12 protein-coding genes and 5 tRNA genes are annotated in these 14578 nt (G+C 64.3%); 12 read left to right on the forward strand and 5 right to left on the reverse strand.

The window, feature by feature from the left end:
- Nucleotides 1–542: 542 nt before the first annotated feature.
- The 7 genes from clpP to WAZ62_RS21215 all read left to right on the forward strand — a co-directional run bounded on the left by clpP (nt 543) and on the right by WAZ62_RS21215 (nt 6400).
- Nucleotides 543–1181, forward strand: coding sequence for an ATP-dependent Clp endopeptidase proteolytic subunit ClpP (gene clpP / locus WAZ62_RS21185; RefSeq protein ID WP_422645531.1), 639 nt, complete (start codon nt 543–545; stop codon nt 1179–1181).
- A gap of 296 nt (nt 1182–1477) precedes the next feature.
- On the forward strand, nt 1478–2743 hold the full coding sequence (clpX, locus tag WAZ62_RS21190; protein WP_422645520.1) for an ATP-dependent Clp protease ATP-binding subunit ClpX: 1266 nt from the start codon (nt 1478–1480) through the stop codon (nt 2741–2743).
- Between the two features lie 188 nt (nt 2744–2931).
- The gene (gene lon / locus WAZ62_RS21195; protein WP_422645521.1) at nt 2932–5343 is read left to right on the forward strand and encodes an endopeptidase La; all 2412 of its coding nucleotides are present in this window, start codon (nt 2932–2934) and stop codon (nt 5341–5343) included.
- A gap of 182 nt (nt 5344–5525) precedes the next feature.
- The gene (locus WAZ62_RS21200) at nt 5526–5801 is read left to right on the forward strand and encodes an HU family DNA-binding protein (RefSeq protein WP_422645532.1); all 276 of its coding nucleotides are present in this window, start codon (nt 5526–5528) and stop codon (nt 5799–5801) included.
- A 113-nt stretch (nt 5802–5914) separates the two neighbouring features.
- Nucleotides 5915–5989: transfer RNA gene (locus tag WAZ62_RS21205), tRNA-Val, on the forward strand.
- Between the two features lie 101 nt (nt 5990–6090).
- Nucleotides 6091–6167 (forward strand) — tRNA-Asp (locus WAZ62_RS21210).
- Nucleotides 6168–6323: 156 nt separating this feature from the next.
- Nucleotides 6324–6400, forward strand: a tRNA-Asp gene (locus tag WAZ62_RS21215).
- A 237-nt stretch (nt 6401–6637) separates the two neighbouring features.
- On the opposite strand, the gene WAZ62_RS21220 is transcribed toward WAZ62_RS21215, so the two are convergent.
- Both WAZ62_RS21220 and WAZ62_RS21225 read right to left on the reverse strand, forming a co-directional pair.
- Nucleotides 6638–6712: transfer RNA gene (locus WAZ62_RS21220), tRNA-Asn, on the reverse strand.
- Nucleotides 6713–6809: 97 nt separating this feature from the next.
- Nucleotides 6810–6883, reverse strand: a tRNA-Cys gene (locus WAZ62_RS21225).
- A 148-nt stretch (nt 6884–7031) separates the two neighbouring features.
- Between WAZ62_RS21225 and WAZ62_RS21230 the strand changes: the two genes are divergently transcribed.
- From WAZ62_RS21230 to WAZ62_RS21250, 5 genes are all read left to right on the forward strand, one after another.
- Nucleotides 7032–7685, forward strand: coding sequence for a protein-L-isoaspartate O-methyltransferase family protein (locus WAZ62_RS21230; protein ID WP_422645522.1), 654 nt, complete (start codon nt 7032–7034; stop codon nt 7683–7685).
- 4 nt (nt 7686–7689) lie between these two features.
- Nucleotides 7690–8019, forward strand: coding sequence for a rhodanese-like domain-containing protein (locus WAZ62_RS21235; protein WP_422645524.1), 330 nt, complete (start codon nt 7690–7692; stop codon nt 8017–8019).
- Nucleotides 8020–8196: 177 nt separating this feature from the next.
- Nucleotides 8197–9546 carry a TolC family outer membrane protein gene (locus WAZ62_RS21240; protein ID WP_422645525.1) on the forward strand — a complete coding sequence of 450 codons (1350 nt, stop codon included), beginning with the start codon at nt 8197–8199 and terminating at the stop codon, nt 9544–9546.
- A 109-nt stretch (nt 9547–9655) separates the two neighbouring features.
- Nucleotides 9656–10285, forward strand: coding sequence for a DUF2497 domain-containing protein (locus WAZ62_RS21245; RefSeq protein WP_422645526.1), 630 nt, complete (start codon nt 9656–9658; stop codon nt 10283–10285).
- A gap of 97 nt (nt 10286–10382) precedes the next feature.
- Nucleotides 10383–13055, forward strand: coding sequence for a valine--tRNA ligase (locus WAZ62_RS21250; protein ID WP_422645527.1), 2673 nt, complete (start codon nt 10383–10385; stop codon nt 13053–13055).
- Between the two features lie 51 nt (nt 13056–13106).
- Here the strand turns inward: WAZ62_RS21250 and WAZ62_RS21255 are convergent, their stop codons facing one another.
- The 3 genes from WAZ62_RS21255 to WAZ62_RS21265 form a co-directional block, all read right to left on the reverse strand.
- Nucleotides 13107–13529: a cupin domain-containing protein gene (locus tag WAZ62_RS21255; RefSeq protein WP_422645528.1), complete on the reverse strand. Its 423-nt coding sequence runs from the start codon at nt 13527–13529 to the stop codon at nt 13107–13109.
- Nucleotides 13530–13631: 102 nt separating this feature from the next.
- Nucleotides 13632–14081, reverse strand: a complete 450-nt coding sequence (locus WAZ62_RS21260; RefSeq protein ID WP_422645529.1) for a hypothetical protein — start codon at nt 14079–14081, stop codon at nt 13632–13634.
- 68 nt (nt 14082–14149) lie between these two features.
- Nucleotides 14150–14578: penicillin acylase family protein (locus WAZ62_RS21265; protein ID WP_422645530.1), on the reverse strand; the 429-nt coding region annotated here is incomplete at its 5' end.

Consider the following 14578-nt stretch of genomic DNA (forward strand, 5'->3'; position numbering starts at 1 on the left):
CCGCCCTCGCGCCGATAGGCCGCCCGATGCTCATCCGTCCACGCCACAAATCACCTCCGTCAAGCCGACGGATTCGGTGAATCACACAACCCTGCCGGGCGCAATAGGCTTTTGGGTCAGGCTCTAAGGGAACCTGACGTGCATGACAAATTATTGACTGATTTGCTTTATGCAATCCGAGAAGATATAGGAATTAATCCAAATAAACCTAAAAATGATTTCGTTTTTATGCTGAGAAGTGGTCATCCTCTTCGCCAAGAGTCTGGGAATTAATCCAAGCCCTCGTCGCTCCGGCGAAGGCCGGAGCCTCGCGACGACAGGGGCGCGATCTCGTCCCGAGACTCCGGCCTTCGCCGGAGTGACGAGACGGGGAACTGACCCCTGCGTCCGGCGCTGGCGGCCCTGCGGCTTTCGCTTGCGTGCCCTTGCCCCCCGTTCTTGAAATTGCCACGAAGCATCGACAGATGCTAACCGTTAGGCATAGCCCTGCCGTTCAGATTCGGCCGTTCATATCTGGGGCAGGGACAGGAGACGACATGATGATGAAGGATCCGTACGAATTCACCATGAACACCCTGGTGCCCATGGTGGTCGAACAGACGGCGAGGGGCGAGCGGGCCTTCGACATCTATTCCCGTCTGCTCAAGGAGCGCATCATTTTCCTGGTCGGCCCGGTGAATGATGCGGTCTCGTCGCTGATCACGGCGCAGCTGCTGTTCCTTGAAGCCGAGAACCCCAAGAAGGATATCGCCCTCTATATCAATTCGCCGGGCGGCGTCGTCACTTCGGGCCTCGGCATTTACGACACGATGCAGTACATCAAGCCGAAGGTCTCGACCGTGTGCTTCGGTCAGGCGTGTTCCATGGGCTCGCTGCTGCTGGCGGCGGGCGCGCCGGGGATGCGGATCGCGCTGCCGAATTCGCGCATCATGGTGCATCAGCCGTCGGGTGGCGCCCAGGGTCAGGCGACCGACATCGAAATCCAGGCGCGCGAGATTCTCGCCCTGCGCAAGCGGCTGAACGAAATCTATGTTCAGCACACCGGCCAGCCGGTCGAGAAGATCGAGCAGGCGCTGGAACGCGACAACTTCATGACCGCCGACCAGGCCAAGGATTTCGGCCTGATCGATCAGGTCTTCACCGCCCGGCCCGATCCCGAGGCGGACAAGGCGGCGGCCTGACGCAAATGGGCGGGGCGAGGGCCGACGGCTGGTTTTCGCCCCGTTGCGGTTGGATTGTTTACCTGGAAGCAATGTCTTCGAACGTAAACATGACTTGATAGGTAGCCGTTAGCCATGCTCGTATCGATCATGGCTGGCACCGGAGCGGTGCCTGACTCGTGCCCCGTCGGGCCGGTCCGTCGCCGCGCCAAGGAACTGGCGCAATCGGCGCTCGCCGTCCCCGGTGGTGAAAGCCCCTTGTGCGATGCACAAAAAGGCTTTTAGCATTCGGGCGCGGGGAATGGGATGGAGTGAAGATGACCAAGCTCAGCGGCAGCGACTCCAAGAACACCCTGTACTGCTCTTTCTGCGGAAAGAGCCAGCACGAGGTGCGCAAGCTCATTGCCGGCCCGACCGTTTTCATCTGCGATGAATGTGTCGAGCTGTGCATGGACATCATTCGCGAGGAGCACAAGTCGGCCCTCGTGAAGACCCGTGACGGGGTTCCGACCCCGCAGGACATCTGCCGCGTGCTGGACGATTACGTGATCGGTCAGTTCCACGCCAAGCGCGTCCTGTCGGTCGCCGTCCACAACCACTACAAGCGCCTCAGCCACGCGTCGAAGAGCAATGACGTCGAGCTGGCCAAGTCCAACATCCTGCTGATCGGCCCGACCGGCTGCGGCAAGACGTTGCTGGCCCAGACCCTTGCCCGCATCCTCGACGTGCCCTTCACCATGGCGGATGCGACGACCCTGACCGAGGCCGGTTATGTCGGCGAGGATGTGGAGAACATCATCCTCAAGCTGCTCCAGTCCGCCGACTACAATGTCGAGCGGGCGCAGCGCGGCATCGTCTACATCGACGAAGTCGACAAGATCAGCCGCAAGTCCGACAACCCGTCGATCACCCGCGACGTCTCGGGCGAGGGTGTGCAGCAGGCCCTGCTGAAGATCATGGAAGGCACGGTCGCGAGCGTGCCGCCCCAGGGCGGTCGCAAGCATCCGCAGCAGGAGTTCCTGCAGGTGGACACGACCAACATCCTGTTCATCTGCGGCGGCGCCTTCGCCGGGCTCGAGCGGATCATCGCCGGCCGTCGCCAGGGCAAGTCGATCGGCTTCGGCGCCGAGGTGAAGGGGCCGGACGATCGGGGCACCGGCGAGATCCTGAAGGATGTCGAACCCGAGGATCTGCTGAAATTCGGCCTGATCCCGGAATTCGTCGGCCGCCTGCCGGTGCTCGCCACGCTGAACGACCTCTCGGAAGAGGCGCTGGTGGAAATTCTCTCGGTGCCGAAGAACGCACTGCTCAAGCAGTACCAGCGTCTCTTCGACATGGAGAACACCAAGCTGTCCTTCACCGAGGATGCGCTGAAGGCCGTCGCCCGCCGGGCGATCGCCCGCAAGACCGGTGCCCGTGGTCTGCGCTCGATCATGGAGCAGATCCTGCTCGAGACCATGTTCGAGCTGCCGACCCTCGACGGTGTCGAGGAAGTCGTGGTCAATGCCGAGGTCGTCGATGGCCGGGCCCGCCCGCTCTATTCCTACGCGGAGCGGCGCGAAGACAAGGCGAGCGGTGCCTGAGGGCCTCGCATTCCCCATCCTGATCGGCGCCCCCCTTGAATGGGGGCGCCGGCACCCTCACATCGTTAATAATTCAAGCCGCCAGATGGTCACCCTGAAGGCGGCGAGAAGTCTGTCCCCCCTGCGGGCGACGGGATCGGTGCCGCTCTCGGGCCGGTCCTGCTTCGGCCCATTCTGAAAGACAGCCCATGAGCAATAAAACCGAGCAAGGCGACGCCCAGGTTTATGCGGTTCTGCCCCTGCGGGACATCGTCGTCTTTCCGCACATGATCGTGCCGTTGTTCGTCGGGCGCGAAAAGTCGGTCAAGGCCCTTGAAGATGTGATGAAGGACGACAAGCAGATCCTGCTCGTCGCCCAGCGCAACGCCGCCCAGGACAATCCGACGGAAAAGGACGTCTATGACGTCGGCACCATCGCTTCTGTCCTGCAACTGCTGAAACTGCCGGACGGCACCGTGAAGGTGCTGGTCGAGGGCGGATCGCGCGCGCGCATCGTCGACTTCGTCGAGAACGAAGCCTTCTTCCAGGCCCGTGCCGTGTCCGTGCCGGACGAGGACAGCGACAAGCACGAGGTTGACGCCCTCGCGCGCTCGGTCGTTTCCCAGTTCGAGCAATATGTGAAGCTGAACAAGAAGGTCCCGCCCGAGGTTCTCGTTTCGGTCAACCAGATCGACGATCCGTCGAAACTGGCCGATACCGTCGCCTCGCATCTCGCGACCAAGGTTGCCGACAAGCAGGAAGTGCTGGAAATCACCACGGTTTCCGAGCGCCTGGAGAAGGTCTACGGCCTGATGGAAGGCGAGATCGGCGTGCTGCAGGTCGAGAAGAAGATCCGCAGCCGCGTGAAGCGCCAGATGGAGAAGACCCAGCGCGAGTACTATCTGAATGAGCAGATGAAGGCCATTCAGAAGGAACTGGGCGAGGGCGAGGAAGGCCGCGACGAAGTCGCCGAGATCGAGGAGCGGGTCAAGAAGACCAAGCTCTCGAAGGAAGCGAACGAAAAGGCGATGGCCGAGATCAAGAAGCTGCGCTCGATGTCCCCGATGTCGGCCGAGGCGACGGTGGTCCGCAACTACCTCGACTGGCTGCTGTCGATTCCGTGGGGTAAGAAGTCCAAGGTCAAGAAGGACATCCGCGAGGCCCAGAAGGTTCTCGACACGGATCACTATGGTCTCGAGAAGGTCAAGGAACGCATCCTCGAATATCTGGCCGTGCAGCAGCGCGCGACCAAGGTGAAGGGGCCGATCCTGTGCCTCGTCGGTCCTCCCGGCGTTGGCAAGACCTCGCTCGGCAAGTCGATCGCCAGGGCGACGGGGCGGCAGTTCATCCGCATGTCGCTGGGCGGCGTGCGTGACGAGGCCGAGATCCGCGGTCATCGGCGGACCTACATTGGCTCGATGCCCGGCAAGATCATCCAGGCGATGAAGAAGGCCAAGGCGTCCAACCCGCTGTTCCTGCTGGACGAGATCGACAAGCTCGGCCAGGACTTCCGGGGCGATCCGTCGTCGGCTCTCCTCGAGGTGCTGGATCCCGAACAGAACGCGACCTTCGCCGACCACTATCTCGAAGTGGACTACGATCTGTCGGATGTGATGTTCGTGACCACGGCCAACTCGCTGCGGATGCCGCAGCCGTTGCTGGACCGCATGGAGATCATCCGCATCGCCGGTTACACGGAAGATGAGAAGGTCGAGATCGCGAAGCGGCACCTGATCGACAAGCAGGTGAAGGAACACGGCCTGAAGAAGGGCGAGTGGGCGATCACCGACGAAGCCCTGCGCGACCTCGTGCGCTACTACACCCGCGAAGCGGGCGTGCGCAGCCTCGAGCGCGAAATCGCCAATCTGACAAGAAAGGCGATCCGCGAGATCCTGCAGGACGGCGTCGCCGCGATCACGGTCACGTCCGAGAACCTCGAGAAATATGCCGGCGTGAAGCGTTTCCGCTTCGGCGAGATCGACGAGGAAGATCAGATCGGCGTGGTGACGGGCCTGGCCTGGACCGAAGTTGGCGGCGAGTTGCTGCAGATCGAATCCGTGCTGCTGCCCGGCAAGGGCAAGGTGACCACCACCGGCAAGCTCGGCGACGTGATGCAGGAATCGATCTCGGCGGCGACTTCCTATGTTCGCAGCCGGGCGGCTTCCTTCGGCATCAAGCCGACGGCCTTCGAGAAGAGCGATATCCATGTCCATGTGCCGGAAGGGGCAACCCCGAAGGACGGCCCCTCGGCCGGTGTCGGCATGGCGACCTCGATCGTCTCGGTGCTGACCCAGATCCCGGTGCGGCGCGACATCGCCATGACCGGCGAGATCACGCTGCGCGGCCGGGTGTTCCCGATCGGCGGCCTGAAGGAAAAGCTCCTGGCGGCCCTGCGGGGCGGCATCAAGACGGTGCTGATCCCGAAGGACAACGAGAAGGACCTGGCCGAGATTCCGGACAATGTGAAGGCCGGGCTCGAGATCGTGCCGGTCAGCACGGTGGACGAAGTCCTGGCGAGGGCCCTGACCCGGCCGGTCGAGCCGATCGAATGGGCCCCGCCGCCGGAGGCTCAGCCCGCCGCCGAAGTGAAGGCGGACGTGGATACGCTGGTCACGCATTGACCTGAATGCACAAATGCACGCCGCCGGCACACGACAAATGTGCCGGCGGCTTTTTTTTAGGCGTTCAGAATGGCGGAAATCCTCGGTTTTTTGCTTTGACGCCCTATGGGACGGCTCTTAAGATCGCGGCGATTCCGGCGGGCATTTCGGCCGGAACGAACAACCTCATCAAGGGGGCGAGAGTGGCTAATAAGAACGATCTCATCGCGGCAGTCGCTGACTCGGCCGGTCTTTCCAAGGCGGACGCGGGTCGCGCCGTCGACGCCGTTTTCGAGGCGATCACCAACGCGCTGAAGACGGGCGACGATGTGCGTCTGGTCGGCTTCGGTACTTTCGACGCCGTGAAGCGCGCGGCTTCCGAAGGTCGCAATCCGCGCACGGGCGAAAAGATCGAGATCCCGGCGTCGGTGCAGCCGAAATTCCGTCCGGGCAAGGGCCTGAAGGACGCGCTGAACTGAGGTTCGACGCGACCGGCAGCCGCCGGCCGCCAGGACTTCTGTTGCCGGCCGCACCTTCGGGCGCGGCCGGTCCTCTTTCCGGGTCCCTGCGATCCGGTGCCCGGCATGGACAGGGGCGATTAGCTCAGCGGTAGAGCATCTCGTTTACACCGAGGATGTCGGCGGTTCGATCCCGTCATCGCCCACCATGTCGTTTCCGGTCTTTGTCGCGAAGGCAAGGTCGCCAGGCGGTGAAAGTCGCTTGACACCCATGATGCCGCAGCATAAAAGGACCGCCTTCGCTGGTTACGCGGGTGTAGCTCAGTTGGTTAGAGCGCCGGCCTGTCACGCCGGAGGTCACGGGTTCGAGCCCCGCCACTCGCGCCACCACGAAGATGATGGAAAAAAGGTCGCCCTCCGGGGCGGCCTTTTTTCATGGCCGAAGGGCTTTCCGGCGGGGTCCGGGGAAATGTCGCCGCAAGGTGATTTCAGTCTTTGACACGAATCGGACGCACCGCTAAAAGGGCGACCTTCGCTGGTTACGCGGGTGTAGCTCAGTTGGTTAGAGCGCCGGCCTGTCACGCCGGAGGTCACGGGTTCGAGCCCCGCCACTCGCGCCACCACGAAACAAGAAGCCGTCCCTTCGGGGGCGGCTTTTTTGTTTCCCGGCCCAGCCTTCGTATCTTTCTTTCTTCATGCGCGGTCCCGGCAGGCGCGGCACGAGTTCCTGCCGCGCGGCGGGGAATCACCTGTTCGTCTTGCGGCGATCGGGCAAGGCATGATTGAGAGAAGGGGAGGGGGCCATAAAAAGAAAACCCCGCACCGGGTGACGCGCACCACGATGCGGGGTTTCAATTTGGCTCCCCGGGCCGGATTCGAACCAGCGACCAACCGGTTAACAGCCGGTTGCTCTACCGCTGAGCTACCGAGGAACAGTCGGTCAAACCGACAAAACTGTTCCCGCCGAAGCGGAGGTCGGCCTTATACCGTCGATTCGTCTCGAAGCAAAGGCCTTTGTGCAATTCTCTCTGGAGGCGACGACCGGAATCGAACCGGTATACACGGATTTGCAGTCCGCTGCGTAACCATTCCGCCACGTCGCCCCGCAGAGAGCGGGGGATATAGCAGACCGCTTCGATCAACGCAACCGACCGGAACCGGACGCGACGCCATTTCGCACCGCCGCATACGTTGAAAGCCGAGGGGCGACCTCGTATAAGTCATGGATCATCATTGAACCGGATCACAGTCATGGCCGATTTCGCAGCCCTCCGTCGCCTGATGCTGGAAAGCCAGATCAAGACGAACAAGGTCACCGATGGCCGCGTCCATCAGGCGCTGCTCGCGGTGCCGCGGGAGGACTTCGTGCCGGAGGCCCTGAAGTCCGTCGCCTATGTCGACGAGGATCTGAACATCGGTGGCGGCCGTTATCTGGTCGAGCCGCGGGTCTTTGCCCGCATGTTGCAGGAAGCGGCGATCAATCCGGGTGACACGGTGCTCGATCTCGGCGCCGGCTCGGGCTACACCGCCGCCGTGCTCGCCCATCTGGCGGGCAAGGTCGTCGCCCTCGAGGCCGAAGCTGGCCTCGCCGACAAGGCGAAGGCGGCGATCGCGGCTCTCGGCCTTGGCAATGTCACGGTCGTGGTCGGCGACATGGCCAGGGGCCATGCCGCGGCGGCGCCCTATGACGTCGTGCTGATCGAAGCGTCGGTGCCCGAGGTGCCGGCGGCGCTGTTCGCCCAGTTGGCGGAAGGCGGCCGGCTGATCGCCGTGCTCCGCGACGGTCCGATCGGCGTCGCCACGCTCTATACCAAGGTTGGCGGTATCGTCGGCCGCCGGCCGCTGTTCGACGCGGCGACGCCGGCATTGCCCGGTTTCGCCCGCCCCGCCGCCTTCGTGTTCTGAAGACATGGGCGCGCTGCAGATCGATGTGGAAGCCCTGGCCGAGCGCTTGTCCGCCGGGGATCGGCCGTTCATCCTCGATGTGCGCGAGCCCTGGGAATTCGAGATCTGCAGCCTTGAAGCGTCGATGAACATCCCCCTTGGTGAATTGTCCCGCCGTTTCGACGCGGAAGCCGTCGCCGAGGGCCAGGAGGTCGTGGTGGTCTGCCACCATGGCATGCGCAGCATGCAGGCCACCCTGTGGCTGCGGGCGCAGGGCGTCGACGGCGCCATCAATCTGACGGGTGGAATCGACCGCTGGGCGCAGGTCGCAGCGCCGGGAATGGCGAGGTATTGACGGCGGGCATGGCTGGCGAGCCTCGTCCGGTTCAAATCACGCTTGACTGCCCGCTAGAATGAACATTCATTCTATGCATCTGTCGCTATCCGGCCTTGATTGTCATCGCCGGGTGGTCCCTGTATTTTGAAGTCCATTGCTTCCGACCCGGAAGGCAGCAAGGGCAGGACGGTGAAGATGGCTAAGCGTTTGGTAAGTCTCGTGGCGCTGATGGCGATCGTTGGCGGTACGCCGGCCTTCGCCGAAACCCTGAACGACGCCCTGGCGACCGCCTATGCGAGCAATCCGACTCTGGATGCGCAGCGGGCCGCCCTCCGCGCGACCGACGAGGAAATCGCCAAGGCGCTGTCCGGCTGGCGTCCGACGGTGACGATTTCCGGCTCCGGCGGTTTCGAGACCCAGGAAAACACGGTGCCGGGCGGCGTGAAGGTCAATACAGATCTCAATCCCTGGTCCGTCGCCCTGTCGGGCACCCAGCCGATCTATCGTGGGGGGCGCACCCTTGCTGAAACCAGTGCCGCCGACAATCAGGTCCTGGCCGGCCGGGCTCAGCTGAAGTCGACGGAGCAGAGCGTTCTGCTGTCCGTCGTCCAGTCCTATGTCAGCATCATCACGAATCAGGCCGTGGTCTCGCTGAACGAGAAGAACGTCCAGGTCCTGCAGCGCGAACTCGACGCCTCCCGCGATCGTTTCCGCGTCGGCGAATTGACCAGGACGGACGTCGCCCAGTCGGAAGCCCGCCTCGCCGAGGCGGTGTCGCAGCTGAAGGGCGCCGAATCGGATCTGAACCAGGCCCGGCAGAATTACGAACGGGCGGTGGGCGCGCCTCCCGGCACGCTGCAGGCCCTGCCGCCGCTGCCGCCGCTGCCGCCCAGCCTCGATGAGGCCCGCGCGATCGCGCTGGCCGAGAATCCGGATCTGAACGCCGCCCGCTATGCCGAGGCAGCCGCCCGTGACGGTATCGACATCGCCCGCAGCACGATTCTGCCGCAGGTCAGCCTGCACGGTCAGATCGCCCGGGCCCAGGATCAGAGCGTCAGCGTCGACCGGACCGATGATGCCCTGATCGAGCTGCAGGTTTCCGTGCCGCTTTATCAGTCCGGTTCCGAATACGCGACCATCCGGCAGAATCAGCAGACCGCCAGCCAGCGTCTTTCCGAAGTCTCGGCGACGCAGCGTTCGGTGGTCGAGGGCGCGTCCAACGCGCTGGACCAGCTGCGCGCCGCCCGCGCGGTGATCGAATCCCAGAAGCAGGCGGTGGCCGCCAACACGCTGGCGCTTGAAGGCGTGCGTCAGGAATCGGCCGTCGGCTCGCGCACCGTGCTCGACGTGCTCGACGCCGAGCGGGAATTGCTCAATTCCAATGTCGCGTTGGTCCGGGCCCAGGGCACCGAATATTCGGCCGCCTTTTCGCTGCTCTCGGCTGTCGGCCGGCTGACCGCCGAAAACCTCAATCTGGCGGGCGATCGCTACGATCCGCTGGCCCATTACGACAAGAGCCGGGGCCGCTGGTTCGGCTACGACTGATCGGGACCCCGGTCCCGGTGTGGTCGCCTGCGCCGCCCCCTTCCCATCGGCAGCCGTGTAACGTAGTTTTGGCGGTTACAGGGGTTGCCCCGGGCGGCAGGGACTTGGAATGAGCGAAGAGTTGAAGCGGGACGGCGACGCGGCGAAAGGTGCCGCCGACCCGTCGATGGAAGATATCCTGGCCTCGATCCGCCGCATCATCGCGGAGGAAGGCGAGGGCAGGGAGGCTGAGCCCGCCGATCCGGCGATGGCCGCCGCCGTGCTGGACCTGACGGAAATGGTGGCGGATGACGGCAGCGTCGTATCGCTGCCGCCCCATGAGGCCCGGGAGGCCGAGCCGGTCCGCGCCGTCGTGCCGCCGCCGGTGCCGGTGGCGCCCCCGATTGTCCCCGATGACTCGCCGCTCGACAATTTCGTCGAAGCCGACACCCCCGTTCCGCCGGCCTCTTCGGCCGCGCAAGAGGACATGCCGATGTCGAGTGCCCCGCCGCCCCGCGAGCCGCTGGTTTCAACACCGATCGCGAATCAGGCGCGCAATGCTTTCGCCCAGGTGGCCGATGCCGCCCGTCCTTCCGTTTCGTCGCATGAGCCGGTCGGTGATGGCCGCACCGTCGAACAGGTGGCGGAAGATCTGATGCGTCCCATGCTGAAAGCCTGGCTGGACGCCCATCTGCCCGCCATCGTAGAACGGGCGGTCGCCGAGGAACTGGCCCGCATCACCGGCCGCGGTTCGCTCTGATCCTGTATCGGCCGGCGTGATGCCGGCCCTCGCTCCGTCGCGGTGAGGCATCATAGCCTCGCCCGGGCGACGGGGCCCTTTCATTCAAGATTCGATCATGCTCGACAAGACTTACGATCCCCAGGAAACCGAACCCCGGCTCTATGCGGCCTGGGAGGCGTCCGGCGCCTTCAAGGCCGGGCGGAACGCGGAAGGCGAGCCCTTCACCATCGTGATTCCGCCGCCGAACGTGACCGGCAGCCTGCACATGGGCCATGCCCTGAACAACACGCTGCAGGATATCCTGTGCCGCTTCGAGCGGATGCGCGGCCGCGACGTGCTGTGGCAACCGGGCACCGATCATGCCGGCATCGCGACCCAGATGGTGGTGGAACGCCAACTGGCCCAGTCGGGCGAGAATGTCGGCCGGCGCGAACTGGGCCGCGAGGAATTCATCCGCCGGGTCTGGGCCTGGAAGGAAGTCTCGGGCGGCACCATCACCCGCCAGTTGCGCCGCCTCGGCGCGTCCTGCGACTGGAGCCGCGAGCGCTTCACCATGGACGAGGGCCTGTCGGCGGCCGTGCGCCGGGTCTTCGTCACGCTCCACCGCCAGGGTCTGCTTTACAAGGACAAGCGGCTGGTCAACTGGGACCCGCATTTCCTGACCGCGATTTCCGATCTCGAGGTCGAGAGCCGGGAAACCAAGGGTCACATGTGGCACATCCGCTATCCGGTCGAGGGCAGCGAGCAGTCGATCGTGGTCGCGACCACGCGGCCCGAAACCATGCTGGGCGACAGCGGCGTCGCGGTCCATCCGGACGACGAGCGTTACAAGGATCTGGTCGGCAAATTCGTGATCCTGCCGTTGACCGGCCGGCGCATTCCCGTCGTTGCCGATACCTATTCCGATCCCGAGAAGGGCACGGGCGCGGTGAAGATCACCCCGGCCCATGACTTCAACGATTTCGAGGTCGGCAAGCGCAACAATCTCGAACAGATCGCCGTGCTCGACATCCACGCCAGGATCGTCGACGAGGCTTTCATTCCCGAGGCCTATCGCGGTCTCGACCGGTTCGAGGCGCGGAAGCGCATCGTCGAAGATCTCGAAATCCAGGGATTCCTTGTCGAGGTCAAGGACCATGTCCTGATGCAGCCCTTCGGTGACCGCTCCGGCGTCGTCATCGAGCCGATGCTGACCGACCAGTGGTATGTCGACGCCAAGACCCTGGCCCAGCCGGCGATCAAGGCGGTGGAGCAGGGCGACACGGTCTTTGTCCCGAAGAACTGGGACAAGACCTATTTCGAATGGATGAACAACATCCAGCCCTGGTGCGTGTCGCGTCAGCTGTGGTGGGGCCATCAGATCCCGGCCTGGTACGGACCGGACGGCCATGTCTTCGTCGAGGAAACGGAGGCGGAAGCGCTGGCCGCCGCCGCCGCCCATTACGGCGCGCAAGTCTCGCTGACCCGCGACGAGGACGTGCTCGACACCTGGTTCTCCTCGGCGCTGTGGCCCTTCTCGACCCTCGGCTGGCCCGAGGAGACCGAGGTCCTGAAGCGTCACTACAAGACCGACGTGCTGGTGACCGGCTTCGACATCATCTTCTTCTGGGTCGCCCGGATGATGATGATGGGCCTGCATTTCATGAAGGAAGTGCCGTTCCACACGGTCTACATCCATGCCCTCGTCCGCGACGAGAAGGGGCAGAAGATGTCGAAGTCGAAGGGGAACGTGATCGATCCCCTCGACCTCATCGAGAAATATGGCGCCGACGCGCTGCGCTTCACCCTGGCCGCCATGGCGGCCCAGGGCCGCGACATCAAGCTGTCGACCCAGCGGGTCGAGGGCTATCGCAACTTCACGACGAAGCTGTGGAATGCGGCGCGTTTCTGCGAGATGAACGAATGCCGGATCGTGCCCGGCTTCGACCCCGCGACCGTCACCAACATCATCAACCGCTGGCTTCTGGGCGAGGCGGAGCGGGCGACGGCGGGCGTCGTCGCCGCGATCGAAGCCTATCGCTTCAATGAGGCGGCGCTCGGCGTCTATCAGTTCGTCTGGGGCACTTTCTGCGACTGGTATCTCGAACTGGTCAAGCCGCTGCTGAACGGCACGGACGAGGTGGTGAAGGCCGAGACGCGGGCGGTCGCCGCCCATGTCCTCGACCGTATCCTGGCCCTTCTGCATCCCTTCATGCCCTTCATCACCGAGGAGCTGTGGGCGAAGACGGCCGAGACGGCGGGCCTGGCCCGGGCCAGCGACCTCGTGCTGGCGCCCTGGCCGGTGGTCGATCCCGCGATCGCGGATAGCGCCGCCGATGCCGAGGTGCAGTGGGTGATCGACCTCGTGACCGAGATCCGCGCGCTCCGCGCCGAATCCAACGTGCCCGCGGGCGCCAAGCTCGATCTGGTGCTGGTCGCCGCCGATGCTGTTGCCCAGGGCCGGGTGGAGCGCCATGGCGAGCTGATCGCGCGCCTCGCCCGTCTCTCGGCGATATCCTTCGCCGATGCCGCGCCCAAGGGCTCGGTCCAGCTCGTCGTCGGCGGCACCACGGCGGCGCTGCCGCTGGGCGATGTCATCGACATCGCGGCCGAGAAGAAGCGGCTGGAAAAGGAAATCGGCAAGGCGGATCAGGAACTGGCCAAGATCACGGGCAAACTGAACAACGCCGGCTTCATCGCCAAGGCCGCGCCCGAAGTGATCGAGGAACAGCGCGAGCGGGCCGAGGACGCGGGCAGGCTGCGCGCGAAACTGGCGGATGCGCTGGCACGCCTGAACGCCAGCCTCTGATACCGGACACGAGGCGCCCGGCAGACTGATCTGCCGGGCCGCCGGACGGTCTTACCAGCCCTTGGGGACAGGCACGGCGCAGGGGCCTTCGACATCGACCGTGGCGAAATCCGCCGGGCCGACGATCTCCAGATATTCCATGTCGGGCGAATAGTCATACAGGTAATGGGTGATGCCCGGGCGCTGGTGCACGCAGTCGCCGGCCTCGACCAGCGTGTCCTTGTCCTCATACATGAAGCGGGCCCAGCCCTTCAGCATGATGACGATATGAAAATCCGCGACATGGCGGTGCCAGCCGGTGCCGGCTTCCGGCGCCATGTTGGCCTTGACCAGCTGGGCGATGACCTTGCCGCCGGTCGCCGCCGTGATGCCCAGGTCCCGATAGAGGAAGAAGTCGCGCAGACCTTCGCTGACGAAGGGCGTGTCGCCCTCCTTCACATGGGAAAACTTGAGGGGTGAGGTTTCAGCATTCATGACGACACTCCTTGACCGCGGGGGCAGGTCCACCCGCGATCAGTGTTCATGAAATTGCCGCAATGCGGCAAGCCCTCTTGCATCGCAAAGGGGCGGAAATCCTCAATTTCCGAGACAAAGCGCGACGGCGCGCTGGGCCGACAGGCCATTGGCCTTGGCGAAACAGACCGCCATGTCGGTATCTTCGCAGACGAAATGGGGGCCATCTTCGCCGGGCACCGCATAGGCCCAGCCGGTCGAGCCGCGCGAATTGCGGCACAAGGCGCTCCAGTCGCGGCTACCCCCCGCTTTCCAGGTGATGCGATAGCGCCAGAGCCCGGGCAGGAAGGGATCATGGGCCGCGTCGACGATGGAATAGGTCAGAAGCCCTTCCTCGAAGCTGTTGCCGACAAGATCACGGGCATCGATCATGACGCCATTGATATTGCCGGTCAGGCGGCCGTTGACGACGGCGACGGCATCCAGCGACTTGGCTTCGACGGCCGACGGCAGGGCAGCAATCGCCGCCAGCAGCGCCGCTCCCCTCAAACTGTCGAGCCGTCCACCCGCCACGTTGATCCCCTTGTTGCTTACTGTGTCCTTAGCTTATGCAGCAAAATGCGATCAGACTATGACCATGGTCACTCAGATGGCGACAAACCGCGGCGGTCGCCGTCGATCGCCTCCGGCGAAAGCGGGATCTCGACATATTTGTCCCCGGCCCACAGGGGCGCCATGTCGGACCAATGGGGCGAATAGGGATTGCCCGACTGGCCGGTGGCGATCATGAAGCGCGAGCGGCCGAGGTCGCCAAGGTCGTAGACCGCGCGAAAGCCGGCGCCATGGACGCTGGCATAGGGCTCGCCCGAGCCCGAGAAGCGCATGGCCCCGCGCAGCAGCGTATCGTCGCCGCCCCCGACCGGTGGCGTGATGGCGACCATGCCGCCGACGACCGGCAGGAAGCGCAGGATCGGATGCCGCATCTCGGCGACATGGGCCGCGCCCCAGCGCCAGGCGGCCGGATCGTCGCCGAAGCGTTTCGTCAGCTCGTCGAGCGCGTCGGCCAGGGC

The organism is Zavarzinia sp. (genome assembly GCF_049306435.1).
Taxonomy (GTDB): Bacteria; Pseudomonadota; Alphaproteobacteria; order Zavarziniales; family Zavarziniaceae; genus Zavarzinia.